Annotated in this window: 25 protein-coding genes; all 25 read right to left on the reverse strand. The window is 59.0% G+C overall.

Going from position 1 to position 24,688, the window contains the following annotated elements; genetic code table 11:
* Positions 1-81: 81 nt before the first annotated feature.
* The 25 genes from folD to AAIH70_RS04995 all read right to left on the reverse strand — a co-directional run bounded on the left by folD (position 82) and on the right by AAIH70_RS04995 (position 24,517).
* Complete coding sequence (gene folD, locus AAIH70_RS04875; RefSeq protein ID WP_132272681.1) at positions 82-981, reverse strand: bifunctional methylenetetrahydrofolate dehydrogenase/methenyltetrahydrofolate cyclohydrolase FolD; 900 nt, start codon at positions 979-981, stop codon at positions 82-84.
* A gap of 126 nt (positions 982-1,107) precedes the next feature.
* Positions 1,108-2,880, reverse strand: a complete 1,773-nt coding sequence (locus AAIH70_RS04880) for a hypothetical protein (protein ID WP_132272680.1) — start codon at positions 2,878-2,880, stop codon at positions 1,108-1,110.
* A 115-nt stretch (positions 2,881-2,995) separates the two neighbouring features.
* Positions 2,996-3,682: a hypothetical protein gene (locus AAIH70_RS04885; RefSeq protein ID WP_132272679.1), complete on the reverse strand. Its 687-nt coding sequence runs from the start codon at positions 3,680-3,682 to the stop codon at positions 2,996-2,998.
* 152 nt (positions 3,683-3,834) lie between these two features.
* Positions 3,835-4,380, reverse strand: a complete 546-nt coding sequence (locus tag AAIH70_RS04890; protein ID WP_132272678.1) for a hypothetical protein — start codon at positions 4,378-4,380, stop codon at positions 3,835-3,837.
* Positions 4,380-4,745, reverse strand: coding sequence for a hypothetical protein (locus tag AAIH70_RS04895; RefSeq protein WP_132273667.1), 366 nt, complete (start codon positions 4,743-4,745; stop codon positions 4,380-4,382). The genes AAIH70_RS04890 and AAIH70_RS04895 overlap by 1 nt, the downstream gene beginning before the upstream one ends.
* Positions 4,746-4,770: 25 nt before the next feature.
* Complete coding sequence (locus tag AAIH70_RS04900; protein ID WP_132272677.1) at positions 4,771-5,319, reverse strand: rod-binding protein; 549 nt, start codon at positions 5,317-5,319, stop codon at positions 4,771-4,773.
* A gap of 130 nt (positions 5,320-5,449) precedes the next feature.
* A complete protein-coding gene (locus tag AAIH70_RS04905; protein WP_132272676.1) occupies positions 5,450-5,860 on the reverse strand; it encodes a hypothetical protein in 411 nt (136 codons plus the stop codon).
* A gap of 10 nt (positions 5,861-5,870) precedes the next feature.
* On the reverse strand, positions 5,871-6,632 hold the full coding sequence (locus AAIH70_RS04910) for a flagellar biosynthetic protein FliR (protein ID WP_132272675.1): 762 nt from the start codon (positions 6,630-6,632) through the stop codon (positions 5,871-5,873).
* A gap of 52 nt (positions 6,633-6,684) precedes the next feature.
* The gene (gene flhA / locus AAIH70_RS04915; protein ID WP_132272674.1) at positions 6,685-8,772 is read right to left on the reverse strand and encodes a flagellar biosynthesis protein FlhA; all 2,088 of its coding nucleotides are present in this window, start codon (positions 8,770-8,772) and stop codon (positions 6,685-6,687) included.
* Between the two features lie 110 nt (positions 8,773-8,882).
* Entirely contained in the window at positions 8,883-9,149 is a 267-nt protein-coding gene (gene fliQ, locus AAIH70_RS04920) for a flagellar biosynthesis protein FliQ (protein ID WP_132272673.1), read from the reverse strand.
* A gap of 46 nt (positions 9,150-9,195) precedes the next feature.
* Positions 9,196-9,687 (reverse strand): flagellar hook assembly protein FlgD, encoded by a 492-nt coding sequence (flgD, locus tag AAIH70_RS04925; RefSeq protein ID WP_132272672.1) that lies wholly within the window; start codon positions 9,685-9,687, stop codon positions 9,196-9,198.
* The gene (gene flbT / locus AAIH70_RS04930) at positions 9,678-10,127 is read right to left on the reverse strand and encodes a flagellar biosynthesis repressor FlbT (RefSeq protein WP_132272671.1); all 450 of its coding nucleotides are present in this window, start codon (positions 10,125-10,127) and stop codon (positions 9,678-9,680) included. Before flbT ends, flgD begins: the two co-directional genes overlap by 10 nt.
* Positions 10,124-10,471, reverse strand: coding sequence for a flagellar biosynthesis regulator FlaF (gene flaF / locus AAIH70_RS04935; RefSeq protein ID WP_132272670.1), 348 nt, complete (start codon positions 10,469-10,471; stop codon positions 10,124-10,126). The genes flbT and flaF overlap by 4 nt, the downstream gene beginning before the upstream one ends.
* A 38-nt stretch (positions 10,472-10,509) precedes the next feature.
* Positions 10,510-11,553, reverse strand: a complete 1,044-nt coding sequence (locus AAIH70_RS04940) for a flagellar hook-associated family protein (protein ID WP_132272669.1) — start codon at positions 11,551-11,553, stop codon at positions 10,510-10,512.
* A gap of 2 nt (positions 11,554-11,555) precedes the next feature.
* The gene (gene flgK / locus AAIH70_RS04945; protein ID WP_132272668.1) at positions 11,556-13,007 is read right to left on the reverse strand and encodes a flagellar hook-associated protein FlgK; all 1,452 of its coding nucleotides are present in this window, start codon (positions 13,005-13,007) and stop codon (positions 11,556-11,558) included.
* Between the two features lie 33 nt (positions 13,008-13,040).
* A complete protein-coding gene (locus tag AAIH70_RS04950; RefSeq protein ID WP_132272667.1) occupies positions 13,041-14,249 on the reverse strand; it encodes a flagellar hook protein FlgE in 1,209 nt (402 codons plus the stop codon).
* Positions 14,250-14,422: 173 nt separating this feature from the next.
* Entirely contained in the window at positions 14,423-15,094 is a 672-nt protein-coding gene (locus AAIH70_RS04955; RefSeq protein WP_132272666.1) for a response regulator transcription factor, read from the reverse strand.
* 280 nt (positions 15,095-15,374) lie between these two features.
* Positions 15,375-16,058: a transglycosylase SLT domain-containing protein gene (locus AAIH70_RS04960; RefSeq protein WP_348639712.1), complete on the reverse strand. Its 684-nt coding sequence runs from the start codon at positions 16,056-16,058 to the stop codon at positions 15,375-15,377.
* Positions 15,997-17,448 carry a flagellar hook-length control protein FliK gene (locus AAIH70_RS04965; RefSeq protein WP_132272665.1) on the reverse strand — a complete coding sequence of 484 codons (1,452 nt, stop codon included), beginning with the start codon at positions 17,446-17,448 and terminating at the stop codon, positions 15,997-15,999. The genes AAIH70_RS04960 and AAIH70_RS04965 overlap by 62 nt, the downstream gene beginning before the upstream one ends.
* Positions 17,445-18,749, reverse strand: a complete 1,305-nt coding sequence (gene motC / locus AAIH70_RS04970; RefSeq protein ID WP_132272664.1) for a chemotaxis protein MotC — start codon at positions 18,747-18,749, stop codon at positions 17,445-17,447. Before motC ends, AAIH70_RS04965 begins: the two co-directional genes overlap by 4 nt.
* Positions 18,750-18,751: 2 nt before the next feature.
* Positions 18,752-20,062, reverse strand: a complete 1,311-nt coding sequence (locus AAIH70_RS04975) for a MotB family protein (protein ID WP_132272663.1) — start codon at positions 20,060-20,062, stop codon at positions 18,752-18,754.
* Positions 20,059-20,703, reverse strand: coding sequence for a hypothetical protein (locus AAIH70_RS04980; RefSeq protein ID WP_132272662.1), 645 nt, complete (start codon positions 20,701-20,703; stop codon positions 20,059-20,061). Before AAIH70_RS04980 ends, AAIH70_RS04975 begins: the two co-directional genes overlap by 4 nt.
* A 355-nt stretch (positions 20,704-21,058) precedes the next feature.
* Positions 21,059-22,018, reverse strand: a complete 960-nt coding sequence (locus AAIH70_RS04985) for a flagellin (RefSeq protein ID WP_132272661.1) — start codon at positions 22,016-22,018, stop codon at positions 21,059-21,061.
* 322 nt (positions 22,019-22,340) lie between these two features.
* On the reverse strand, positions 22,341-23,279 hold the full coding sequence (locus tag AAIH70_RS04990; protein WP_132272660.1) for a flagellin: 939 nt from the start codon (positions 23,277-23,279) through the stop codon (positions 22,341-22,343).
* A 302-nt stretch (positions 23,280-23,581) separates the two neighbouring features.
* Positions 23,582-24,517, reverse strand: a complete 936-nt coding sequence (locus AAIH70_RS04995) for a flagellin (protein ID WP_132272659.1) — start codon at positions 24,515-24,517, stop codon at positions 23,582-23,584.
* Positions 24,518-24,688: the final 171 nt, after the last annotated feature.

A 24,688-nucleotide genomic window follows, 5' to 3' on the forward strand; every position in this document is an offset into this window, starting at 1 on the left:
GCGCTTCTCCACCGCAGTACGAAACGTACCATGTGTAGAAGACATAAGGCGCTGACGGAGGAGTCAACCCCCCGTGATCTTTCAGAATTTAGGGATCGCCACTCCGAGGGCGCGACTGGCGGCGACAACCGTGTTGGCCATCAGCATGGCGATGGTCATCGGACCGACGCCACCGGGCACCGGCGTGATGGCATTTGCCACTTCCGCGCATTCGGCGAAGGCAACATCACCCACGAGACGGGTTTTACCCTCCCCTTTTTCAGGGGCCGGAATGCGGTTGATGCCGACATCGATGATCGTGGCGCCGGGCTTGACCCAATCGGCCTTGACCATTTCGCTGCGTCCAACAGCCGCAACCAGAATATCGGCATTTTTGCAGATCGAGGCGAGATCCTTGCTGCGCGAATGCGCCATCGTCACCGTGGCATTGGCGGCAAGCAGAAGCAGCGCCATCGGCTTGCCAAACAGGTTGGAGCGGCCGATGACGACAGCATTGAGACCGGAGAGGTCTTCACCCAAAATCTGCTTGACCAGAAGCATGGAGCCGGCCGGGGTGCAGGACACGAGGCCGGTTTCGAAATCGCCGGTGGCGATCTTGCCGGCATTGACGACATGCAGGCCGTCAACGTCCTTTTCCGGCGCGACGAGTTGCGTCACACGCTCACTGTCGAGATTTTTTGGCAGCGGCAGCTGCACGAGAATGCCGTGAATGGCCGGGTCGGCATTGAGTTCGGAAACCAGCGCCTCAAGCGCTTCCTGCGTGGTATCGCCGGGGAGGCTGTGCTGGATGGAGTTGAAGCCGCACTGTTTGGCCATGCGGCTCTTGGCGGCGACGTAGGTGTGGCTGGCGGCATCGTCACCAACGATGACGACGGCGAGACCGGGGCGCACGCCCTTTTCGCTTTCCAGCGTGGCGGACGCTTGCGTGACCGTGGCGATGACCTTTTCAGCCGCCAGTTTGCCGTCGATTACCGTTGCCATGCGCGCCTCGCTTCCCGAAAGTTCGTGAACATTGCCTAAGCAGAAGGCGTATGCTGGGAAATGTATCGAATGGCAAGCTTCGCGGCGGACAAACGATACACCATTCGCGACGTGAATGGATGCGTATCAGCGCTGCCCGGCGGCGCGGCGTTCGTTGAATTCGGCAACCCGTTCGCGCAGGGACATGATGTCGTGGCGAAGCTCGGCTGTCTTGCGCGCTTCCTCTTCCGTCTCGCCATCGTAGTGTGGCGCAACGCTGACGCCACCCGACATGACGGCGGCAACGAGTGGCGGAAGATGTGCTTCGGCGTCCTCTTCCCTCATGCGATTGGCCAGCAGCAGTTCGCGGACACGATCGGCCAGCGGCGTGGCACTGTTGGCGGCAACCGGATAATCGTCTTCGAAAAACTCTTGCCGCTCTTCATCGGCATAAGCATAGGCATCGGCGTCGTGAAGATAGACGCTTGCCGATAGATCCTGCGTCGCGACAGCGGCAACGACAGGAGGCGCGACACGCGCGGCATGAACGACCGGAGCCGGCTGCAACAGATCGATCTCTTCGCCGTCGAACAGGTCGTCCTCGGCTTCATCGGAGGACAAGGCATAAAGATCGTCGTCTTCCGACCTGCGCGGAATGGCGAAGGCCAGAACCACACCAAAACCAAGCCCGAGAGCGGCGCCAATGGCTGACAACATCCACATCGGCAGGCCGACGGGTTCGGCCGATGCCGCATTTGCCGGCGCAACCGTCTTGACGGAAATCGGGCCGGCCACGGCCACGGCATCGAGGCGCTGGACGCAGTCGAAATAATCCTTGCGGGCTTTGTCGGCTTTGGCCTGCAGCTCGGCAAGGGCCAGCGTTTCGGGCGAAGGCGGCGTTGCGGCAATCTTCTGTTGCCGCGCCTTCAGCTCGGCCAGTTCCCTGGTTGCAGTGGCTTCCCGCTGTTTCAGCGAGGAGGAAAGACTTTTCAGGGCGGCATCGATCTTGCTGCTCACCTCACTGAGCGCTGCCTGTGCCGCCAGAAGGCGTGGATGGCGTGGCCCGAGGCTGGCGGACAGCTGATCCACAACCAGCTTGGCATCCACATGCATCTGGCGCATCTGGTCGATGCCGGAATAATCGAAGGCCGAAGACAGGGATTTGGCCAACACATCGGCGAGCGATGTCGCGGAGACGGTCTTGAGGTCATCGCGAAGCTGCGTGACGGTCGTTTCCAGCGTTGCGATGTCCTGCTCAAGAGTAAGACGCTCTTCCTCGTGCCGGTCCCCGCCGTTGGCAAGCGCCTGCGATACGGCGGCCTCGGCATCCTGCATGCTGCGCTCGAGCTGCGCCGTCCGGTTGCGGGCCGAACTCACCGCGGCGCCCGCAAGTTCGCGCTGATAGGTTTCGGCAACGGCGCGGGCAATGCGTGTCGACTTTCTCGCATCCGTGGTTTCGACGGAAATGACGATACGGTTGCCGCTTGCGTCCGGCGTTGCGGTAAAGGCGGCGGAAAGATGCTCTCGTAGCTTGGCATCGGCGGCAGAGGCCGTCATCGCCTTGCCGGTCAAGATGTCGGACACGACGCCGAGCGCACTCGGGGCGGCGACTGCAAATTCCTCATCGCGACCAAGGTCCAGCCTGCGCGCCATGCCATCGAGATTGGCGGCAGAGCGCACGGCCTTGCCGGCTTCGGTAATGGCGCGCTGCTTTTCCGTCTTCGACAGGCCGGCGGCATCGACACCGATGGTCGTTTCGACAGCGTATTTTCGGGTGAAATCATGGCCGAGAAGCTGCGGCGCGCTGGCGCCTGCAACGACGAGTGCCGATGTGGTGAGCGCCAGCAGCAGCTTGCGTGTCTTGCCGCTGCCCGCATCGTTCAGCGGGTGCGATCGCTCGATATGTTCCGATGCAAACATGTGTGCCGAACCGCGCTTGTCTATGATTAAGACATGCTAAAGTTTTCTGGCAAACAAATCGTTAACGTCGCGCTGGGGCGCACCAAAATGGAGAAACAGGCCTACATGGCATGGATCAGGAGTTGCGATTGTCGAAGGCTGCTCCGGCCATGACAATCAGGCCATTGTGGCGCAGACCCACGGCCTTTTCGAAACGGGCCTCATCCTCGTAACCATCGGCATCGACGATCACCAGATCCGGCACGGCGCCGACAAAGCCGGCAACGGCACTGTTTTCAACGATACCGCCGCCGATATCCGCGGCCCGGACGATGGAAAACATGTGCCAGGGAGCATGTTGCGACAGATGCTGACGCGTCGCGTCAAGCCGCGCAAAGCGGCTGCCGACCAGAGCGACATGGCAACGCGGCACAAAGGTCAGCAGCGCATCCACGAACCGTGCGGCGTCGAAACTGGTTTTCAGCGGCCCACCGCCCTGCCAACGGGCCATCAATGCCAGCGTGCGGCTGGCCGGCAACAGGATGCGGTTGCCAAGAACGGCGCGGCAATCGGCGTCGATGGGAAGGCGAAGCGCGGTCTGGCCGTCGATGAAGGACAAGGTCCGCGGGTTTTGCCGCAGGTTGGAGATCAGCTCCACATAGGTGAGAGCCTCGGTCCATTCCATATCGCAGATCTGCACGCCAAACAGCTTGCGAAAACCGTCCGGATAGGCTGCGGCAGTCCACTCGCCTTTCGGTTCGAGACGCGCGAAAACACCGGAATGAGCAGGTCGGGAAATCGGAAGTGGAGCGGGTCGCATCATCGCCATTTCAGCCAGGTGGAAGCATGCGACAAGCTGTATCACGCGATGATGAAATCGCGTTTAAACGAACCATTCCAATCCGATGACAGATTTTAAGAGCTGATTAACCAGAACGCACAGGCCCTATTTCCAAGGCCTGTGCGGTTGTCTGGTCAGTGACCGCTCGCGGCGGCAGGTGCTGCGACCGGCGTGCCCTCGACGATCTTGGTCGGGGCGACCTGGTTCTTGGCCGAACGCGTGGTATTGTCGCGGATATCGTCCTTGCCGAGATAGTCGATCTGCTCGACCATCACGTCGGTAACGGTGCCGTCGCCCATTTTCTGGTTGAGGCCGTCCTTGATCTTCTGCTTGAAGGCGTCGAGCTGGAACGCCTTGGTATTGGCAAGATCGATCATCTTGTTGCCGACGAGCAGCGTATAAAGCTCGTCGGTCATCATCTCCGTCAGCGGCATCTGGGCGACGACATGCATCTTTTCCTTGTCCATCAGGAAGGAAATGCGGGTGATGAAATAGCCGTTGACCGCACCGTTGGCGAGCAGCGGCACATTGATCACTTCGCCCTTCACGACCTGCATGCTGGCAAGTCGCTGCGCCTCTTCATCCAGCGGCGGCGGCGGAGCCGCTGCCTTGACGGAGAAGTAGACGGCACCGAGCGTGACGACGCAGACCCAGAGACCGGTGAGGATGAGCTTGACCATCAGGCCTCGCTATAAAAGAACTGTTCCTGCGTATAGGTACCGTCGCCGTCTGCATCGCGCACGGCATTCTTCAAGAGATCGGCAACCGTACGCACGGCATTGAGATGGGCTTCGACGCGGCGGGCATTGACCTTGAGCTTGGCCTTCAGCGCATGCAGCTGATCGACGTGGTTGGTGGCGAGTTCCTTGGGGTCGGAGCTGCGAAACAGCATGGTCAGTTCGTAAAGGCAGCGGCTCTTGTGGGCGTTCGATACCTTGAAGTCGAACTCGGGATCGTGACCGATCCGCTGGTTTTCGTTGTCGATGATCATCTCCAGGCGGCCGAGAACCGTCTTGATGCGATAATCACTGGAAACCATTTCCATATGTTCCATTCCTGCTTTTGTCATATCAAACCTCCCCCTGCTTCATTTCTTCCGTGCTCAACGTCTTGCGCTGGAAATCTTCGATCATGCTGGTTGCGCGGGCGCGATCGTCTTCATCCGTCGTGGCGTTGAGCGCCTTCTTGGTATCCAGGCGATCAAGCGCCTGCGAATACATCTGCTCGGCAATGCCGATGCCACCCTTCTTCGACATGCTGTCGGCAATCTGTTCCGACATCATGCTCTTCCAGAACTCGCCGGCCGACCCCTTGCCGTAGACGTTTTCGCTGTCGCTCGGCATCATGGTGTTGACGAAGTTCTGCAGGATCGTCGCCTCGAACTTGCGATATTCCTCGGGCATTTCAGCCGTCTTTGCGGATTTATCGACGCGACCGAGACCGGCCTTGAAGGCCGATGTGTCTAGTGCTGCGCCAAAGCCTGCGCCGGCCTCGGCAAGGCTGTTGGCGGCAAATGCTGCCTTGTTGGCCTTAAGCTTGGCCTGCGCTGCCTGAACGTCCGTCGGGTCGGCGGCGCGAAGCACGTCAAGCACGAGGTCGCTTGGAGGAGATATAGCCACGTCAGCTCCTGAAATAAGAAAACTTGGAGCGGACTATGCCGGGTGAAGCTTGCTGCAGGCTGGCGTGGATCCAGAAAGTCGATTTTAAGCGGAAAATTCCGCAAAAACTGACAGATGCCAAATGTTTACGTCAGTAGGATTTGGTGCCGCCGGTCGCCAGAGTGATTTCCAGCAGGTCGTAGATGGCGTTGTCGTCCTTCTCCCGATCCTCCGCCTCACGGGCTTCCTTCATCTGGTCCTCCAGCCGGTCGCCCTTGGTGCGCTCCTTGATGACACGCACTTCCTGCGCCTTCTGGATATCGGTCAACTGCTTCTCGCGCACCATCAGCCTGCCGAAGCGGCCGGCGTAATTATGCGAAAACTGCATGTGGATCGGTGTCATCGAACCGATGGCCTCGATCACCTGTTCCTTGGACTGATTGACCTCGACGATCTGGCGGCCGGTGGCGGCCAGATCATTCTCGGCCATCTTTTCCATATGCCGCTGCAGATTGACGAGGCGCTTGAGCTTTTTCGATCGTGTCTGTTCGCCGCCGGCCATGTTTCACTCCTCAGAATGACGTGAAGACCGGCACGAAACCTTCGGCAAACTGCCGAACCATCGCGCCGATGGAAAGATAAAGCAGGAAAAGCCCGCCAAACAACAGGAACGGCGCCGAGATGAACGACACCGGCACCTGCGGGGCCAGCTTGTTGATCAAGCCGATGGCGATGTTGAAGATCATGCCGAACAACAGAAAGGGACCGGCCAGCCGCATCATGATCATCGTCGAGGCGCGCAGCGTATCGGTGAGCGTGATCAGCATCTTCTGCGGTTCGATGATCGCACCGACCGGCGTCACACCATAGGAATCGACCAGCGCCCGGAACATGATGTGGTGAAAATCGAGCAGGAACAACACCATCAGACCGCCGAAACTGATCAGGTTGATCAACTGGTTTTCAGGCATGTCTTCCAGCACGTCGGTGCCACCCGGTGCGTTGAAGCCGATGGACAGGCTGATGATCGTGCCGGCGAACTGCAGCCCGATGACGTAGATGCGGGCAATCAGGCCATAGATGACGCCGACAAATGCTTCCGAGACGATCAGGCCGACATAGGCCGGGCCCGGATTGGCGACGCGCGGATAGATGGTGTCCCAGAGAACCGGCATGATGGCCAGCGACACCGCGACGGCCAGCAGAAGCCTGAGCTGCGGCGGCAGACGCGCGCTGGAAAAACCGGGCATGACCATGATGCAGGCGCCCATGCGACAAAAGCACAGGAACAGCGTCAGTATGATGCCTTGCGCGTCTATCGGACCGCTGAACATGAAAACTTCCTTGAGACGGTTTTTGCGCGGCCTTGTGCGGCCGCGCGCACCGTCACGAAATGGCGCCGAGAATCTTGATCTCCAGCCCCTTGGCCAGTTCCACATGGGAAAGGACCGGAAGCGTTGCGAACAGACGCTCGATGATCATGCGGACATAGGAGCGTGTTTCCGGCGACGTGACAAGAACGAAAGGCAGGCCACGATCCATGAATTCACGGATTGTTTGGCTGGCCTGCTCGGAAAACTCTTCCAGTGCGCGCGGATCGATGTCGAATTCGACGACTTCACCCTTGGCATCGCGCTTGAGCGCCTGGTGGAAGATCATATCCCACTTGCTGCCGAGGCGAAGCACACGCAGCACGCCATTGTCGGCCAGATCGCCGCAGAGCTGCTGCGACATGCGCACGCGGACATGCTCGACGATCTGTTCGGTCTTGCGCACATGCGGTGCAAGTTCGGCAACGGCTTCGAGGATGAGGTGCAGGTTGCGGATCGAGACACGCTCGGCCAGCAGCAGTTTCAGCACCGCCTGCAGGCCCGAATAGGACATGTGCGACGAGCAGATCTCGTCCGCCAGCTTCTTGTATTCCGGGTCCATGCGATCGATGAGGATCTTCAGGTCCTTGTAGGACAGAAGCTGCGGCAGGTTGTTGCGGATCACTTCGGACAGATGCGTCAGCACCACCGAGACGTTGTCGATCGGGTGAAAACCTTCGCGCTTCAGATCTTCGGCGAAGGTTTCGAGGATCGCCACCGCCGGCATGCCGAAAGCGGGTTCGCGGATGTCGTCGCCGGGAATGGAGGGCTTGCGGCCGGAACCGGTGACGACGATGACATCACCGACGCGCAGCGTGTTGGACGCAATGGTCGTGCCGTGAATGCGGATCTGGTAGGACTTTTCCGGAATGCCGATATCGTCGGCAACCTTGATCTCGGGAACGACGAAACCGTACTGGCTGGCAAACTTCTTGCGCATCTTGCCGACGCGGAAGGCCAGTTCCTGATGGGCACCCAGCAGACGGGTGGAGACCTGCTTGCCGAGCGCCAGTTCGATTTCGGCGGTTTTCAGAGCCGATTTGACAGAGTCACGTTCGGCTTCCTTGGTCTGGACGACCTTCTTCTCTTCGGTCTCGCGCGCCAGCTTGTTTTCCGCTTCCAGCTGACGGGGAATGTACCAGGCACCAAAGCCCAGAGCACTGCCAAGTGCGAGGAAGGGAAGCATCGGCAGGCCCGGCACGACCGCCAGAACAATCATCAGGCCGGCCGACATGCCAAGTGCGCGCGGATAACCGCCGAGCTGTTCGGCCAGCGCCTTGTCGGTCGGGCCGGCAGTGCCGCCGCGCGACACCAGAAGGCCCGCAGCAAGAGACACGATCAGCGCCGGGATCTGCGAGACGATACCGTCACCGACCGAGAGCTTGACGAAAACGTCGGCGGCCTCGCCGATTTCCATGCCGTGGCGGAAATAACCGATGATGATGCCGCCAAAGATGTTGATGGCGGTGATGATCAGGCCGGCGATCGCATCGCCGCGCACGAATTTCGAGGCACCGTCCATGGCGCCGAAAAACATGCTTTCTTCTTCGAGCTCGGAGCGGCGGCGCTGCGCTTCCTTCTCGTCGATCGTACCCGATGCAAGGTCGGCATCGATCGACATCTGCTTGCCGGGAATGGCGTCGAGGGTGAAGCGGGCGCCGACTTCCGCGATACGGGTGGCGCCCTTGGTGATGACGATGAAGTTGACGGTGATCAGGATCAGGAAGACGATCAGACCGATCAGGAAGTCGCCGGACATGACGAGATTGGCGAAACCCGCGATGACGCCACCGGCCGCATCATGCCCCTGGTGACCGTGCGAAAGGATGACACGGGTCGTCGCGATGTTGAGCGACAGGCGCACCATCGTCGAAATCAGGAGAATGGTCGGGAAGGACGAGAAATCCAGAGGCTTCTGGATCCACAGCGCCACCATCAGGATCAGCACCGAAAATGCGATCGAGAAAGCCAGGCCGAGGTCGATCAGGAAGGTCGGGATCGGCAGGAAAAGGATGCAGAGAATCCCGATGATACCGAGCGCGAGGCCGATATCACGCCCTTTCGGGGCGACCTTCGGAATGGACAGTGCAGGTGGTTGCGCCATGGGTCTTCCGTCTCTTCATGAGAAGGCGACGGGATACACAACCCCGCCAGTTCACCATGGGTCTTAGAGAACGAAGCTTGCGCGAGGATGGCCCGATCCGTGAACCGGCATCAGAAGCCGGATTGCACGCGGGAGAAGACGAGTTCCGCGAAAAGATAGACCTGGCCGCCGATAAAAGGAGCGGAAATGGCGATGGTGAGGAGGATGGCGACGATCTTCGGGACGAAGGTGAGCGTCATTTCCTGAATCTGCGTCAACGCCTGCAGGAAGGCGATGCCGACGCCGACGATCATTGCCGCCAGAACGGCGGGGCCGGAAGCGATCAGGACCGTCCTGATCGCCGCCTGCAGGATCTCGAGGGCGTCGGCTTCATTCATTGGAGCTCTCCGGGGCCGCGAATCATCTGCGGCCTTAGCGTCAGCACTATGTACTGCTCTGCTCCTGTTCCGTCGAGCTATCGGTGGCGCTATCGGTCTTGGTGTCGGCAGTAATTTCCGTATCGGAAAGAACAACGCCGGCCTGAACCAGAACCTTGTCGCCCTTCTCGGTGACGGCGATGACGCCATCGGCATAAACCTGGACTTCCTTGACCTTGCCCATGGTCTTGTCGTCGGCGCTCATGATGTACTTGCCCACCATGTCGCCGGCCTTGGTCAGGGCTTCGGCCTGAAGCATGCTCTTCAGGTGCTTGTTGGTCTGGATGGTCTGTTCGACCTGCGAGAACGATGCCAGCTGCGAAACCTGTTCGGACGCATCCATCGGATCCGTCGGGTCCTGGTTCTTCATCTGCGCGATCAACAACTGAAGAAAGCTGTCGTAATCAACGCTGGCCTTGTTGGCATCCGTGTCCGACGCACCGGCATTTGCCCACGGGTTGGATGCCGACGTGGTCGTGGTGACTGCATCTACCGCCATGGCGCGATTTCCTTGCGAATGTTCTCGACCATGGCCGGAGCGATCTCGTTGTTGTTGAGAATGCGGTCTTCGGTCGGGTAGAGGTTGCGAATGGCTTTCAGGGCATCGAAGGCGCGGCCGGAGGCGACCATGGCATCGATGCGCTTCAGTTCCGCCAGAACGTCGGAGTCCTGGAAGCAGGTCAAAAGCATGGCGACCGACTTCTTGAACATCGCCATCGACTGATCCTTACCCTCGGGGTTGATCAGGATCATCTGGGCGATGAAGTAAAGCTGGCGCAAAGGCGTGTTGGCATCCTGGGGCTGAAGGACGTGGTTTTCCAGAAGGAAGGTGACGTCGTTGAGGAATTCCAGGGCAACCTTACGATCGACGCGCAGAACCGCACCATTGATGAAGATTCGTTCGCCAGACTTGAGCGAGATACGCAGAGTGCTTTTCATTTAATGCCATCCCTGATGATGGTGGTTACGTCGATGATGCCTTGGAAATTATCGGACTGGCGCCGCCTGATCTTTTCGCATTCCTTCAAGATCCAGATGGCGATGGAGATCAGATTGGCGCGCAGTTCGGTATTCAGTTCGTTTTCCGGTTGCCGCAGGTCCTCTATGAACCTGATCCAGACGCGCCTTGTGTAGAACAGCGCATCGACTGTGGACCGGGAGTGGTCCTTGTTTGCCTGAGCAGCCTGAAGGAGTTCGATCGACCGATCGAGCGTCTGCCGTTCACGCGCTTTGGCGTCGGCGACGTCATCCTTCATGATCTCGGCATATGAAAACTGGAACATTCATGTACCCTTTATTTTCAATTCTCTACCCTTTTTCATCAAAGGTAGTTCACAAGGCTCAGCTGCTGAATCCTTGAGGTCAAAGTGTAGGAAGCCTCAAGAAGAGACTGCAGCGCGCTGACCCGCGTCGATGCCTCATAGACATCGACACCCTGCAGCTCGTTGATATGCGTTTCGATGATCGATTTCTGGTCGGACAGCGAATCCGTCGCCTTGGTAACGCGTTCGGTCGACAGGCCGATGGTGGAGCGCTGGTCGTTGATACCGGAAATCGCCTTGCCGATGGCGGCAGTCGCGCTGTCCGTGACCGCCACGCGCGTTGCCTCGGGAATTTCGCCGGTGAGGAACTTGGACGAGACGACCGACGCGAAGACGAAGCTGCGAAAACCCTGGGCGTTGGCATTGGTCGACGTGTCGACCACTTCGGTGGCGCTGATGCGGCTGGTAATGTTGGTGTCGCTGGACTGCGACGCGTAGGTCGTCCAGAACGCATCGTCGTTGAAGGTCGCTTCCAGGCCGGTGAGGAAATCGCTCATCTGGCCGGCACTCATCTGCGAAGCCGAAGTCAGGCCCTGCGACAGGAGATAGGCGTCCAGCTCATCGTCAACGGCGGCTGCCATCGGCGAGCCTTCTTCCGTGTAGGACAGCATCGGCTTGACGTCGCTGTTGGTGCCGGAAAACAGGTATTCACCGCTGACCGACGTATTGGCGACATCCGTGAAGGTGTTGAGCGCCGAGGTGATCGTCGACCGCGCCACGTCGAGCGTGGTCGAGGAACTGCTGAAACCCACCAGCGAGTCCATGACGCTCTGGCTGATATCAGCAAGCTGCGAGAGCGCTTCTTCCGAGGAGGTCAGGCGCTGCGTGGCAATGGAATTCGTCGTCATCTGCGATTCGATCCGCAGCATGTCGCGGGAAAGATCGAGGCTGCGCGATGTCTGTGCACCAAGCTCGACGCCGAGGTCGGCGTAAACGCCGGTTGTCACCTCTTCATTGGCCTTGGCGAGATCGTTCTGTGCTTTTGCCATGGTCTGCAAAAGCGTCGTCTGGATGGAATGCGTAGAGCTAAAGGAGGTCTTCATGATCAACCCGCTGCGGTTAGAAGCGCACTCATCATTTCATCGATGGTACTTACGAGCTTCGTTGCTGCCTTGTAGGACTGCTCGATGTCGAGAAGCAGCGAAAGCTCTTCATCGAGGCTGACACCCGTCTCACTGGACAGGGCTTCCGCAGCGCGAGACTGCATTGCGGACTTGGTTTCGGTGGCCGTGGTCGATGAACTGCGCAGGGCTTCGAGCCAGCCGGTCGAGTCCGATGCATAGGACATCAGGTCGATATCGGTGCCGCCAACGCCTGTGGTCTCGTCGAAAGTCCGCTTGGCCTGCATTGTCAGCGAATAATGGTCGATCAGCGTCGAATAACCACTGGCCGACGTCGGATTCCATTCATAAGCTGTTCCATTGATACCGCCGTCACGCAGCAGAGTCGGCGTGTCTTTGACATCAGTGTTAACGGATATGGCAGCCGCAAGCCCGACCTGTGCCAGACCGGTATCATCGACCGTGCTGTCGACACCATTCGTGAAGAGACCGGCCATTGCCGGCTGATCGTCGTTCGGGCCGGTTTCGGCGAAGGCAACAATCAGGCCGCGCGCAATCTCGTCGAGCTGGCTCTGGTAGGTCGGGGCAACCTCGTCGCGGATCTGCAGCAGCGCCTGCAGCGAACCGCTGGCACTGGTATCGCCGCCGACGCCGGCCTTGACCGCGACACCGTCGATGGTGACAGCATAACCGTCCGTTGCTGCGGTATAGGTCTTGGTGGCGGTAAAGCTGACGGCGCGCGGAATGGTTTCGAACAGGGTCGTGCCATCACTCGTGTACAGCGCCATGTCATTGCCGACGCGAACAGTCGAGGAAACACCGACGATCTCCGAGATCTGTTTGACCAGAGTGTCGCGCGTATCGAGCGCGTCGTTGTTTTGCTTGCCTACCGCTGCGGCCTGCATGACGGCCGTATTGGCAGTCTCGAACTGGGCAAGCAGGTTGTTGAGGTCATCGACCTGCGTCTTGATCTGCGCATCCGCCCTGGCGCGGATTGCCTGCAGTTCGGTAGAGGTCGTGTTCAGCGTATTAACGACATCCTGGGCAGACGACACGACCGTGGCAGCAAGGGTCGACTCGCTCGGCTTGGCCGCGTAGGCGCCGAGGTTGTTGAGCAACGTCGTCATCTTCGTGCTCATCGACGTTTCGTAGTCGTTGCCGCCGAGCAGGCTGCGGATCTCTTCGAGACCCGTCGCCAGAGTAGCCTGACCACTCGCCAGCGATGTGCTGGCGATGGTCTGTCGTAGCAAAGGTTCGTTCTGTTCGCGCGTTGTCGTGGCGACCAGCGCCCCGCTGCCATTGCTCACCAGGACCGCAGTGCGCTTCGCATAGTTGGCGTTCTGGGTATTGGCGATGTTCGTCGACGTCACCGCCGTTTGCGTGCCGGTGTTGTTGAAGATCTGCTGGGCAGTGGAAATCGCTGAACTAATCGACATTTATCTAACCTTTGCGGGTGTCATTCCCGCGGTTTATCTCTTCAGGTTGACCAGGGTTTCGAGCAATTCGGAACCGGTCTGGAAGACCTTCGAGTTTGCGGTGTAGTTGCGCTGCGATTCGATCATGCCGGTGAGTTCTTCGGCGATATCGACGTTGGAATCTTCCAGCGCGCCCGAGAGGATCGAACCGTAACCGCTGTTTCCGGCATAACCCATGACGATAACGCCCGAGTCATTGCTCTGCGAATAGACGTTGCCTTCGCGCGGCGTCAGGTTGTTCGGGCTCTGCACGCTTGCCATCGCGATACGATAGGCAGGCATGGACTGGCCGTTCTTGTAGAGAATGGAAACGATACCATCTTCGCTGATCTCGACCTTGTCGACGGCGCTGGCCGCCTGGCCGTTGATATTGCCCTTGATCGAATAGGCGGCACCGAGCTGCGACATGTCGCTGAGGTCGATATCGAGACCATTCAGCTGAGCACCGGCAATAGTCAGGCCAGTGGTTGAGATCGTGCCGGATGCCGGCGTGGTGAGCTTGCCGGTGGAATCGAATTCCAGTGCATACGTGCCCAGCGCGTTTACGGTGCCGACGTCGTCCTTGTAGCTGACGTCAAGCGTCCACTCGTTGTCTGCATTCTTGGTGTAGGTAAGATCGAGCAGACGGGAGTTGCCCTGGCTGTCATAAGCGACGAGCGAGGACGACTTCGTGTAACCGACTGCTTCACCAGACGGCAGGTTGCCCGAGACGACACCGGTCGTCGAAGGCGTCGAGCTCATGCCGCCAGCCTGAACGTTGACTTCCTCAAGACCGTCGAAACCGTTGATGACGATGGTCGGGTCGGTGGTCGATGAATAGGGGTAGCCCATCAGCGTGAAGCCGGCTGCGTTCATCAGCGAGCCGTCAGGCTGCACTTCGAAATTGCCGGCGCGGGTCAGGTAGTTAGAACCGTCGGAGCCGCTGACGATGAAGAAACCTTCGCCGTTGATGGCAAGATCGGTCGAGGAAGTGGTGTAGGTGAACGAACCCTGGTCGTTGATCGAATAACGAACCGTGGTGTTGACGCCACCAGAATTGTACGAGCCGTTCGAAGACGGCAGGATCATCGACGAGAACTGCGTCGAGGCCTTTTTGTAGCCGACGGTGCTCGAGTTGGCGATGTTGTCGGCAACCGTGCTGAGCCGGTTTGCCTGCGCATTCATCCCGGACACACCCGTCCGCATAGTTCCGTAAAGGCTCATCTCAAATCCTCGTTTTGCCTATAGTGGTGACCCTAGATGACGGGCCTTGCGTGAAGCTGTCTGTTTTGGCCTTTGAGGATGGTTTCGATCAGAACGTGTTCACATTTTCAGAAACGAAAAAGGCCGGTCTCCATTTTCGGACACCGGCCTTTTTTTCTAAATAAATCTGATAGTTAGTTCCAGTCGATGCAATAGCCCAGGAAGCGCTTGGAATCGACAGGATCGAAGCCGAGCTTCTTGCGAAGCTTCTTGCGAAGCTTGCTGATATGGCTTTCCACGACGTTCTCTTCGACCTCTTCGTCGAAGATGCCGTAGATGGCGTTGAAGATCTGGGTCTTCGAAACGCGACGGCCACGGTTGGCAATCAAATATTCCAGAATGCGGCGCTCGCGGCGCGGCAAGGCAAAAATTTCGCCGTTGATTTCCGGATCACGACCATCGGAGAAGACGCGGATCGCGCCGACATCCGTATGGGTGGACAGTGCCTTCAGACGGCGACGGATCGCCGCTGCGCGAGCCAAGATCTCGCGGGGATGGACAGGTTTGCGCACCACGTCGTCGACGCCGCTGTCGAACAACGCAAGTGTTGCTTCCAGCGAATGCTGGTCGCTAACCGCGATCACCGGAGCCTGCGAACGATCGCGGATGGCCCGCGGCAGTTCGAGAGCACGATCGCTCTGTCCAATCAAAAATGCTTCCACCGCCGCAATGTCGGTATCCGCTGCTGTGTTGACCCACTCACCGAACTCGCTGGGATCAAACCCAGTAGAGGGCACGCCCTCACGTCCAAACAGGGATGTGTATCCCTCTTTCACCAGTTCACGTTCATCAACCACTACGATCATTCGTCCGCCTCCGAATCACTTGTGGCACCTCGATGAGCCATGAGTACGAATCGAGCGAATCCCGAACAACTGGGTAAAATTAACCATAGAATTTAATAGTTGATTAAGATCGGCCACGCGATTTGCACTAGATGTAGTGGGTCCATCAAAGGTCGATACAAATTTTCAGTGGAAAAAGTTAACGATGCCTAAATTTAGCCTTGCGAGAGGTACAGGGGCCAAAACGTGAACATCGTTACCAACCGCTCGAAATCGACAACGGTCAATCAACCGAGAATAGTCATCCACGGCAAAATTGAGAGGCTGTTCCGGTCCAGCTACCATAGCCGGTTGCAACCAGATTGGAGATGACGCGGCAGACATAGCGCTTCTGGGCGGGGTCGTTATTGGGTCCGGCGTGGTATCTTGCTACCGCCATCGTCCAGGTCTCGTGGCGGTTATGAAGGTTGCTGAGAAACTTCGCGGCATACTCGACATTGAGGCGAGGATCGAACATCTGCTCTGCCGACGCAAAATTTTCGCCATGGAAATGGTGATTGATCTGCATGCAGCCGATGTCGATCAGCTTCTTGCCCTCACTGCGCGCCTCCCGGAACTTCTGCATCGCCTCCTGCTGGCTTGGCGGGAAAAATGCCTTGCCCTCGATGTTCATGGCGTAGGGATAAAGGCTTCCCTTGCGCCCGGTTTCCGTCAGCCCGACAGAATAGAGAATACCTTCCGGTATGCCGTATTTGGCGGCAGCAGCCTGGATCACCGCCTCACAGACCCCTGAGCCGGCGGCAGGCGGTTGCGCACTGACCTTGGGCCGGGTGACCGAGGGGGGCTGGATGGCCGCGGGGACCGGTGCAACAGCCTGCGCCGATGGTGCCGGCGTGGAGAAGAGACCAGCCGCCTTTGGCGCGTCAGAGGTAGAGCTGATCAGGGCGAGCGTTGCCAGCAGCGACAGTGTCGGATACCGGTTCATTCGTGCCTCTTGCGCTTTCGCCTGTCGTGGACTGACCATTGGCCTGGTTCTGCTCGCGTGCAGCACCATTGCCCTGACGTCCTTCATTCGCGGCCGCCTGCTGCTGTGCCGACTGGCCGGACTGCTGTTGCTGCTGGCCGGACGTATCCGACTGGGTGGTGGATGCCACGCTGATGGTGACCTGATCGACGGAGAAGCCCTGCGAGCGCAAAGCCTCGATCATGCCGGAACTGTCGTCGCTGAGGGCCCGATGAGCGGCGTGGTTCTCGACCGTCAGATGAACACTGAGTGTTTCGCCTGTCAGCCGCAACGTGGCCGTGACGGAGCCGAGGTCATGCGGGTTGAGCTGCAGCTTGAGTGTATTGACGACATTGCTGGTGCTGGATGCCAGCGGATCGCCCAGCGAGGCGCCGGAACTCATCGCGGCGGCCCAAGTCTTGTCGTCGGACATGGCGGCGGTCAAAGCCGCGCCATTGGCGCTCTGGCCGAAACCGAGAAAACGACGCGAATCGAGCACGACGACGTTTTCGGCATTGCCGTTTCCGGCAGCCTTCGCCTCGAAGCCGACCTTGCCCTGCTCATCGGTGCCGATCTTCATATCGACGCTCTGGCCGGTTCCGCGCCCGGACGAAAGCCGGAACGTACGCTCGTCCACAAGGGCAGCATCGCTATCCGTAGGCATTTCGAGTTCATCGGAAGCCTTGGACGCCGAGGATGCCTGTGCTGAACGCCCTTCCGTGGCCGATCCAACTGTCTTGTCGCCACGCGTTTCCCCGCGTTCACGCACCTGACCAGTCTGGCGTGGAGTGGTGTTTGCAACGGTTTCGACAGCCGCTCCGCCGGCCAGAAGCGAGAGAACCTCGCTCAGGCCCGTCTCATTGCCTGCGGCAACAGTATCATCGGTGTCGGACACTTTTTCATCGGTTTTCGATTCGGTGTCTTCGGCGGCCTTCGCCTTGGTGGTTTTGGAAGAGGTTGTGGCATCGACCTTGGCAGGCTTGGCGTCCACGAAGATTGCGGCGGCATCCTTGCCGTCCGTCGTCTGCGCAGCCGTCTTGCTCTCGCCAAGAACGTCCTTGACGGATGTGGAGCCGCGCCCGGTCTCTACCGTTTTGCCGAAGAGGACGCGGGCCGTCAGGTCCAGTACGTCATTCCCCTTGGATGGAACCGTATCCTCAGTCCCTTCCGCGCCTTCCGCCAGATTTTCCGGCGTTTCAGCCTCGCTTTTGGAAGCGCTGTCATCATGCTTGCGGGAGCCGCCGCCGACGTTGGAGAGCGCATCGGAAAATCCGCTCTTTTCGCCTTCGCTGCCCTGTTTTCCGGCAAAGCCTCTCACCGCACCGGTCGCGTCAGACGCACCGGTCCTTGCCGTCACCTCAGCATTGATCATTGCAAAGTACCTTCTTCCTTCAGCAGATCGTCGATCGCAGTCAGTGTCGAACGGCCCCTATCGACATAGGTCTGGAAGTCGGCATCGTACTTCGTCGCGTTACCTGCCGGTGTTGCACCGGGGGCAGAGCCTGATCCGCTCACATCATTGGCGGATGACGCGGTTTTGGGGACCGAGTCTTGTGTTGGCACGACATTGACGCCTGTGTCTTGCTCCAGGCTTTCGGCGCTGACATTCGCTGCGACAGGAGGACGAACCACCGCATCGGCGATGGCCTGTGCCGCCGCCCGCAACGCCTGATCCGCCGGAGACAAGGTCTCCTCCGGCAGATCGGTGATCGCTTTCATCGCATCACCGACCTTGTCGCTCGGAATATCGGCCATGCCACCATAAAGGCGGGCCAGTTGTTCGGCGTTACGGTCGTCCGCGCCGCCCTTGATGCCGGTTGCCTGTTCGGATGCATAACGGGCCAGATCGTTCTTGCCGGCAATCGCCGCCTGACGCGCGATGCGCAGATAGACTTCGCGCTGGCGATCGGCATCCATGAAGGCAAGCGTGCCTTCGATATCGGGCGCGGCAATTTCCTTACCGTAATGGCGCACCACCAGAAGCACGAAAAGATCGGCGAACTGACTGGCATAAGGCGAATGAACATAACGCCGCGCATATTTGCGCGAATAGGCCAGCCCCTTGTCGACCATATCGGCCTCGACGGCGATCGAGACGGAACGGCGCAGGGCCGCCTCCTCCACGATCGTGCCGGGCGCCGTCAAACGCGCCCAGTCGTAAAGTTCAAGCGCTTCGAGCGGCGTGTTGGTGATGGCGACATTGCCAGCCACCAGCGCCAGGTAGGGACCGATCCGTTCGTTCCTGTATTCCGGCACCATGGCCTTCAGAGAATTGGCCACCAGCATGCCCTGACCGGCCAGATATTTGCGCAGGACATCGGAAACACGGTTGTCGAAATTGCCGGCAACATCTCGGGAGACGAGGTATTCGAGTGTCGACGGATTGCCGCCGCTCATCGCATAGATCAGCGCCGCATCGACATTGCGTGGATCGGAATAGACGGATGGATCGACCGAACGCAGACGCTTGTCGATCGCCCCGATCATGTAACGCTGCATCTCGCCGGCGGAATGATCGCCGGTAACGACCGTATCCTGCACGAACTGGAGCGACCGCAGCATCTGGTATGGAGCAAGGTTTTCGCCTTCCTGCTGCGCGGAAGCGCTTTGCAGCGATACCGCTGCAAAGGCGACCGAAGCCAGCCATAAAAGACGATGCGGAAGGCGCGCCATGATTACCCCTTGGCTGCTTCGAGAAGGATCTCGATACGACGGTTGGAATCCGCGAACGGATCATCCGGCACCTGCAGGCGACGATCGGCGAAACCGGAGATCTGCTTGACGCGATCTTCCTCAAGTCCACCCTTGACCAGCATGAAATAGGCGCTGTGCGCACGCGCCGACGACAGGCGCCAGTTGTCATTGCCTTCGGTTGTGAACGGTCGGCCGTCGGTATGACCGCGGATGACGACGTCACCCTTGCGATCCTTGAGGATCTGGCCGATCTTTTCCATAGCCAGAACCATTTCGCGGCGCGGCACGGCAGATGACAGATTGAACATCGGCGTGTTGTTCTGGTCGGAAATCGTCACCAGCAATCCGCCTTCGGACGGTGTCACTTCGAGGCCTTCGGCAAGACGGCCGGAAATGCCGGCGATCTGCTGCTCGATGGCTTCACGCAATTCTTCCGCCTGCTTCTTCTCCTCGGCGCTTGCCTGCGGCTCGGCAGCATCCTGCTTCACCTGCGAAGGATCGGGGCGCGGCTGCGGAACAACAGTGGCAATCTGGTCTGCCGACTGGTCCTTGGCCTGCGTCTGCGGTGCCTTCGGCGTTTCCGGCAGCATTTCGACGGGCTTCGACGGATCGACCGGCTCCGCGCTGGCCTGCTGCTGGTGCAACTGCGCCTCGGCGGCCTTTTCAGCCTCGGTTTTTGCGGCGGCCTCGCTCTTGGTCTCGGTGCCTTCGGCGCGGATCACCTGGATCTGCTTGGTCCAGAAATCCGGATCGAAGGGATCACGATAGGCTTCGCCGCCATCGGCGCCGGTCGCGGGACCGGAGGTCGATGCACCGCCCTCGCCCTTGGCGCTTACATTGGCCTGCTGTCCGACTTCCTGGGCGATCTCGGCCAGAACGGAATACGGGTTTTCGAAGAAATCGGCTTCCGAATAATTCTGCTGGTCACCGGCGCTGGAGGTCAGGTCTTCGCCGGTCGCCGCGGCGGAGCCGACAGTATGCCCCTCGTCGGCCTTGACCTGCGAACGGTCCTTCTTTTCCTGGCCTTCCGACGTATCGACGGGCTTTTCAAGCCCCTTCTTGGCCGGGGTCTCGTCGGACAGCTTGATCGGATTGAAATAGCTGGCGACCGAAGCCTTGGTTTCCTCGTTGGCAGCGTTGACGAGCCACATGACCAGGAAGAAAGCCATCATTGCCGTCATGAAGTCCGCATAGGCGATCTTCCACGCACCGCCGTGGTGGGCATCGTGGCCACCGCTGTGCTTCTTGACGACGATGATCTCGTTCTTGCCGTGGTGGTGATTGTCGCTCATCCGAGCACCTTTCTCAGGCTCGCCGCCCAGGCAGACAGCCGGGTGACGAGTACGCTGCCATCGATATCGACCGAGAGATCGAGATCATCGGCTTCGACATGACGCAGAACCGGCGCATCGGAACCGAGCGCCGTTTTCAGTTTTTCATACATTTCGCCCGGCCCGGACACGGTGATCGTACCGATGTCGCCATCGAACATGGCCTTGCGGATGAGATCCGCCAGTTCGTCTACGGCCTTGTTGGCCAGCGATTCTTCGAGGAATGGCACAAGTGCACCGGCCGTCTGTTCACCGATCGCCGCGGCAAGCCGTGCGGCAATGGTATTCAGGCCTGCCTCGATCTTCTCGGCAGCCTGTGTCTCGTAACGTTCGCGCAGGGCTGCAATCTCGGCGGCATGAGCGGCCTCGAGAGCCTGCTTGTCATCTGCCCATTTCTGCATGACCTCGGCGTGGGCAGCCTCGAACCCCTCGGCATGCGCCTCGGCACGCTCGGCCGCGACATCCACTGCCGGTTCTTCCTCGACGGCGGGAAAGTCGAAATCATCACTCATGCCGCCGAGATCGAATTCGGGTGTCAGCATGGCGGGAGCCGGCTGCGGCTCACCAAAATCCTTGAGGTAACGGGCGATCGACGCGCTCATGCGTGTACTCCGTGAACTTTGCCCTGATATCCGGTCCAACCGCATGCGCATGCGAGGTGAGACCGGGAATTCGCCACTGCAATCATTGCGCTGTCCCGATTAAGAGCGGATTACTGACAAGTGGCAAACAAGCCTCCTGCAGGTAACATTTGCGGCAAACCTAAGCGGTCAAACTTGTGCGAAAATGAAGGTGCTGGACCGCGACAGGGCAAAAGCGCGGTCCAGCATCGCCGTTGCCGATGACCGGGGCTCGGCGATAAAACAAGGAAAAGAAAAATGGGAAGCCGGCCGCCTCCCCTGCAGCGCCACGCGTCTGAAATGACGCGCGGATGGCGCTGCAGCATATGGCAATGGCTTACTGCTGGAACAGCGTAAGGATGTTCTGGGCGTTGGTGTTGGCGATCGAGAGTGCCTGGATGCCGAGCTGCTGCTGTGTCTGCAGTGCCTTCAGGCGTGTCGATTCTTCATCCATATCCGCATCGACCAGTCGTCCCACGCCCTTGTCGATCACATCCATCAGGGTCGAGACGAATGTGGTCTGCAGATCGATACGGCTGCTGACCGCACCGAGGTTGGCGGCCGAATCCGTCAGCTGCTGCAACATCTGTTCGACCGCATTCAGCATGCCGTCGACTTCGGTGTCGGTGGTGGTTTCGTCAAGCTTGATTTCGGTACCGGTCGCCGGATCGGTGGAACCGGCATCGATGAGGAAGTAGGTCCCCATGGTGGCGCCGGTCTCATCCGTGATCGTCCAGTCCTTGGTCAGGATGCCGCGGCCGGCGCTGGACGTATCGATCATGACCGATTCTGCTGCGTCGTAATTCAAGGTGGTCAGCGACACCGAACCATCCGTGGAACGGTTGAACGAGGCGACGATTTCCTTGGTCGGCATACCGGCCGTTGCCGTGTTGTAGAGCCAGTTCTCACCAGAGAACGAGGCGGATTCGGCAATCGAGGACAGCTGGTTCTTGAGCTCCGAAAGCTCCTTGTCGATCTTCGTCTTGTCGACACCCGGCTCGCGGGAAGCGGTGATCTTCGACTTGATTTCAGTCACGACGTCGATAGCGGATTCCAGACCCGTATAGGCGGTATCCGTCTTGGCAGCGCCGAGGCCGAGGGCATCTTCCACGGTGGAGAGAGCCGAATTGTCAGACCGCATCGTGGTCGCAATCGACCAGTAGGCAGCGTTGTCTGCGGCGGTTTCGACCCGGTAACCCGAGGAAATCCGGTTCTGCGTCGTCTCCATGTCGGAGTTGATCGAACGCAGGGTCTGCAGCGCCGCCATGGCGCCGGTATTGGTAAGAATGCTGGTCATCTGGAGAAAATGCCCCTGGAGGATAACGGGACATACCGGAGCGGTGCCGGCAACGTGCGGAAGCGTCATGCTCACCGGTCAGACATTTTGCCCTGTTGACCGGCCCGTACGTTCTTAATGTACGGTTAACGCTGATATGGTTAATGAGGTGTTAATGCAATACGGTTTTTTAACCTAGATTAAGGCCGGGTTAAGCTTCGGACCAGTTTCGAAGCCGCTTTCGACAGAAAAAACCGATAACCGACACTATATCTCTTCAGACACCAACGAAAAAAGGCCGCGCTGTTGGCGCGACCTTTCGAATTTTCGAGATTTGTGAAGCTTACTGCTGGAACAGCGTGAGGATGTTCTGCGAAGCGGAGTTGGCAATCGACAGAGCCTGAACGCCGAGCTGCTGCTGCGTCTGCAGAGCCTTGAGGCGGGTCGATTCCTCGTTCATGTCCGCGTCGACCAGCTTGCCGACGCCGGTTTCGATGGAGTCCATCAGGTCGGCGACGAAAGTGGCCTGCAGGTCGATACGGCTGTTGATCGAACCAACGTCAGCGGCTGCGTCCGTCATGTCCTGGAGAACCGTGTCGATTGCGCTCAGCGCCTCGGTCAGATCGTCAGTGTTGACGTCGAGCGACAGAACCGAGAAGCCGGTGGTTGCCGTGGTGCCGTCGGCATCGATGTATTCGATGTAGGAAGACAGCAGACCGCCGCCAACAGTGGTGACGTCAGCACCAGCCGAGTCGACCTGGATCAGCGAAGACTTCGAGGTGTCGAAGTCGAGCGTGGTCAGGCTGACATTGCCCTGGGCGTCGCGGTTGAACGAACCGACGATCGATTCGGTTGCCGCAGCATTGACTTCGTCGTGGTAAACCCAGTTTTCGCCGGAGAACGATGCCGACTTGGCAACCGAGCGCAGCTGGTCCTGAAGCTGGGTGATTTCCTTCTGGATTTTGTCCTTGTCAACGCCCGGCTCGGAAGCAGCGGTGATCTTGGCCTTGATTTCGTCGACGACGTCGATCGAGGATTCCAGAGCGGTGTAGGCAACGTCGGACGTGGCAGCGCCAAGGCCGAGAGCATCCTGTACGGTGGAGAGTGCCTTGTTGTCCGAACGCATCGTCGTCGCGATCGACCAGTAGGCAGCGTTGTCCTTGGCAGTCTCGATTTCGTAACCCGACGAAATGCGGCTCTGGGTGGTCTCCATGTCGGTGTTGATCGAACGGAGGGTCGACAGGGCGGCGATAGCCGAGGTGTTTGTGATGATGCTGGTCATGAATTGATGCCTCTCAGTACGAACTGATTTTGATAAAACAGACTCCGGTTTCTCTCCGGCAAGGGGTGAGCTGCATCATGCTCGTCTCGACTTGTTTTCGCCGTAACGCACCCTCTTGAGTGAGACCAATTAACCATAACGTCCTTAACGAAGGGTAAATCGAACAAGCGATATTCTTAATATTGTCAGGAAGTTACGATTCCCGTTGATTTTCCCAGAGAGGCTCGATGGTGCAGAGCACCAGAACAAAAAAAATCGCGCCCCGGAGGAGCGCGATCTTATTCTTGCAGATGAAATCGATCTTACTGGAAGAGCGACAGGATGTTCTGCGTCGAGGAGTTGGCGATAGACAGCGACTGAATGCCGAGCTGCTGCTGCGTCTGCAGAGCCTTGAGGCGGGTCGATTCTTCGTTCATGTCCGCATCGACGAGCTTGCCGACGCCGGTGTCGATGGAGTCCATCAGGTCGGCGACGAAGTCCGTCTGCATGTCGATACGGCTGTTGATCGAACCAACGTCAGCAGCTGCATCCGTCATGTCCTGCAGAACCGTATCAATTGCCTTCAGGGCTTCGGTCAGGTCGTCAGTGCTGACGTCGAGCGACAGAACCGAGAAGCCGGTCGTTGCCGTGCTGCCTTCTTCGTCCGTGTAAACGATAACGGAGGACAACAGGCCGCCGCCAGCGGTGGTGACGTCAGCGCCAGCCGAGTCGACCTGGATCAGCGAGGACTTCGAGGTGTCGAAGTCGAGCGTGGTCAGGCTGACATTGCCTTCAGAGTCACGGTTGAACGAACCAACGATCGACTGCGTGCCGGCAACGTTGGTTTCGTCCTGGTAGACCCAGTTTTCGCCGGAGAACGATGCCGACTTGGCGATCGAACGCAGCTGGTCCTGGAGCTGGGTGATTTCCTTCTGGATCTTGTCCTTGTCAACGCCCGGCTCGGAAGCGGCGGTGATCTTGGCCTTGATCTCGTCGACGACGTCGATCGAAGCTTCCAGAGCCGTGTAGGCTACGTCGGTCGTGGCAGCGCCGAGGCCGAGAGCGTCCTGAACGGTGGAGAGAGACTTGTTGTCCGAACGCATGGTGGTGGCGATCGACCAGTAAGCAGCGTTGTCCGAAGCGGTTTCGACCTTGTAGCCCGACGAGATGCGGCTCTGGGTGGTCTCCATGTCCGAGTTGATCGAACGGAGCGTGGACAGAGCGGCGGTTGCACCGGCGTTGGTGAGAATGCTGGTCATAGAATTTAGTCCCTTTTAAACAGAATACGGTGGGGGACATACCGGGCTGTAATTACCGGCGATGACGTCTGGCTTCATGCCCACTCGGCTCCTCCCGCTGGAGAAAACCAAACCCGTCATGTGAGGCTGACACTCGCAAACAATGATTTCGGATTCCTTAAGCGGGCGCTT

Source organism: Neorhizobium sp. BT27B (assembly GCF_050455485.1).
Classification (GTDB): domain Bacteria; phylum Pseudomonadota; class Alphaproteobacteria; order Rhizobiales; family Rhizobiaceae; genus Neorhizobium.

Coding starts and splice junctions, on each gene's coding strand:
- AAIH70_RS04950 (WP_132272667.1), bottom strand. CDS start 14,249: ATGAGCCTTTACGGAACTATGCGGACGGGTGTGTCCGGGATGAATGCG.
- AAIH70_RS04980 (WP_132272662.1), bottom strand. CDS start 20,703: ATGAGCGCGTCGATCGCCCGTTACCTCAAGGATTTTGGTGAGCCGCAG.
- AAIH70_RS04995 (WP_132272659.1), bottom strand. CDS start 24,517: ATGACCAGCATTCTCACCAACGCCGGTGCAACCGCCGCTCTGTCCACG.
- AAIH70_RS04990 (WP_132272660.1), bottom strand. CDS start 23,279: ATGACCAGCATCATCACAAACACCTCGGCTATCGCCGCCCTGTCGACC.
- AAIH70_RS04880 (WP_132272680.1), bottom strand. CDS start 2,880: ATGTTTGCATCGGAACATATCGAGCGATCGCACCCGCTGAACGATGCG.
- AAIH70_RS04890 (WP_132272678.1), bottom strand. CDS start 4,380: ATGGTCAAGCTCATCCTCACCGGTCTCTGGGTCTGCGTCGTCACGCTC.
- AAIH70_RS04910 (WP_132272675.1), bottom strand. CDS start 6,632: ATGTTCAGCGGTCCGATAGACGCGCAAGGCATCATACTGACGCTGTTC.
- fliQ (WP_132272673.1), bottom strand. CDS start 9,149: ATGAATGAAGCCGACGCCCTCGAGATCCTGCAGGCGGCGATCAGGACG.
- flgD (WP_132272672.1), bottom strand. CDS start 9,687: ATGGCGGTAGATGCAGTCACCACGACCACGTCGGCATCCAACCCGTGG.
- motC (WP_132272664.1), bottom strand. CDS start 18,749: ATGGCGCGCCTTCCGCATCGTCTTTTATGGCTGGCTTCGGTCGCCTTT.
- AAIH70_RS04965 (WP_132272665.1), bottom strand. CDS start 17,448: ATGATCAATGCTGAGGTGACGGCAAGGACCGGTGCGTCTGACGCGACC.
- AAIH70_RS04940 (WP_132272669.1), bottom strand. CDS start 11,553: ATGAAGACCTCCTTTAGCTCTACGCATTCCATCCAGACGACGCTTTTG.
- flgK (WP_132272668.1), bottom strand. CDS start 13,007: ATGTCGATTAGTTCAGCGATTTCCACTGCCCAGCAGATCTTCAACAAC.
- flaF (WP_132272670.1), bottom strand. CDS start 10,471: ATGTTCCAGTTTTCATATGCCGAGATCATGAAGGATGACGTCGCCGAC.
- flbT (WP_132272671.1), bottom strand. CDS start 10,127: ATGAAAAGCACTCTGCGTATCTCGCTCAAGTCTGGCGAACGAATCTTC.
- AAIH70_RS04985 (WP_132272661.1), bottom strand. CDS start 22,018: ATGACCAGCATTCTTACCAATACCGGCGCCATGGCGGCGCTGCAGACC.
- AAIH70_RS04975 (WP_132272663.1), bottom strand. CDS start 20,062: ATGAGCGACAATCACCACCACGGCAAGAACGAGATCATCGTCGTCAAG.
- AAIH70_RS04885 (WP_132272679.1), bottom strand. CDS start 3,682: ATGATGCGACCCGCTCCACTTCCGATTTCCCGACCTGCTCATTCCGGT.
- AAIH70_RS04955 (WP_132272666.1), bottom strand. CDS start 15,094: ATGATCGTAGTGGTTGATGAACGTGAACTGGTGAAAGAGGGATACACA.
- AAIH70_RS04905 (WP_132272676.1), bottom strand. CDS start 5,860: ATGGCCGGCGGCGAACAGACACGATCGAAAAAGCTCAAGCGCCTCGTC.
- AAIH70_RS04895 (WP_132273667.1), bottom strand. CDS start 4,745: ATGGAAATGGTTTCCAGTGATTATCGCATCAAGACGGTTCTCGGCCGC.
- folD (WP_132272681.1), bottom strand. CDS start 981: ATGGCAACGGTAATCGACGGCAAACTGGCGGCTGAAAAGGTCATCGCC.
- flhA (WP_132272674.1), bottom strand. CDS start 8,772: ATGGCGCAACCACCTGCACTGTCCATTCCGAAGGTCGCCCCGAAAGGG.
- AAIH70_RS04960 (WP_348639712.1), bottom strand. CDS start 16,058: ATGAACCGGTATCCGACACTGTCGCTGCTGGCAACGCTCGCCCTGATC.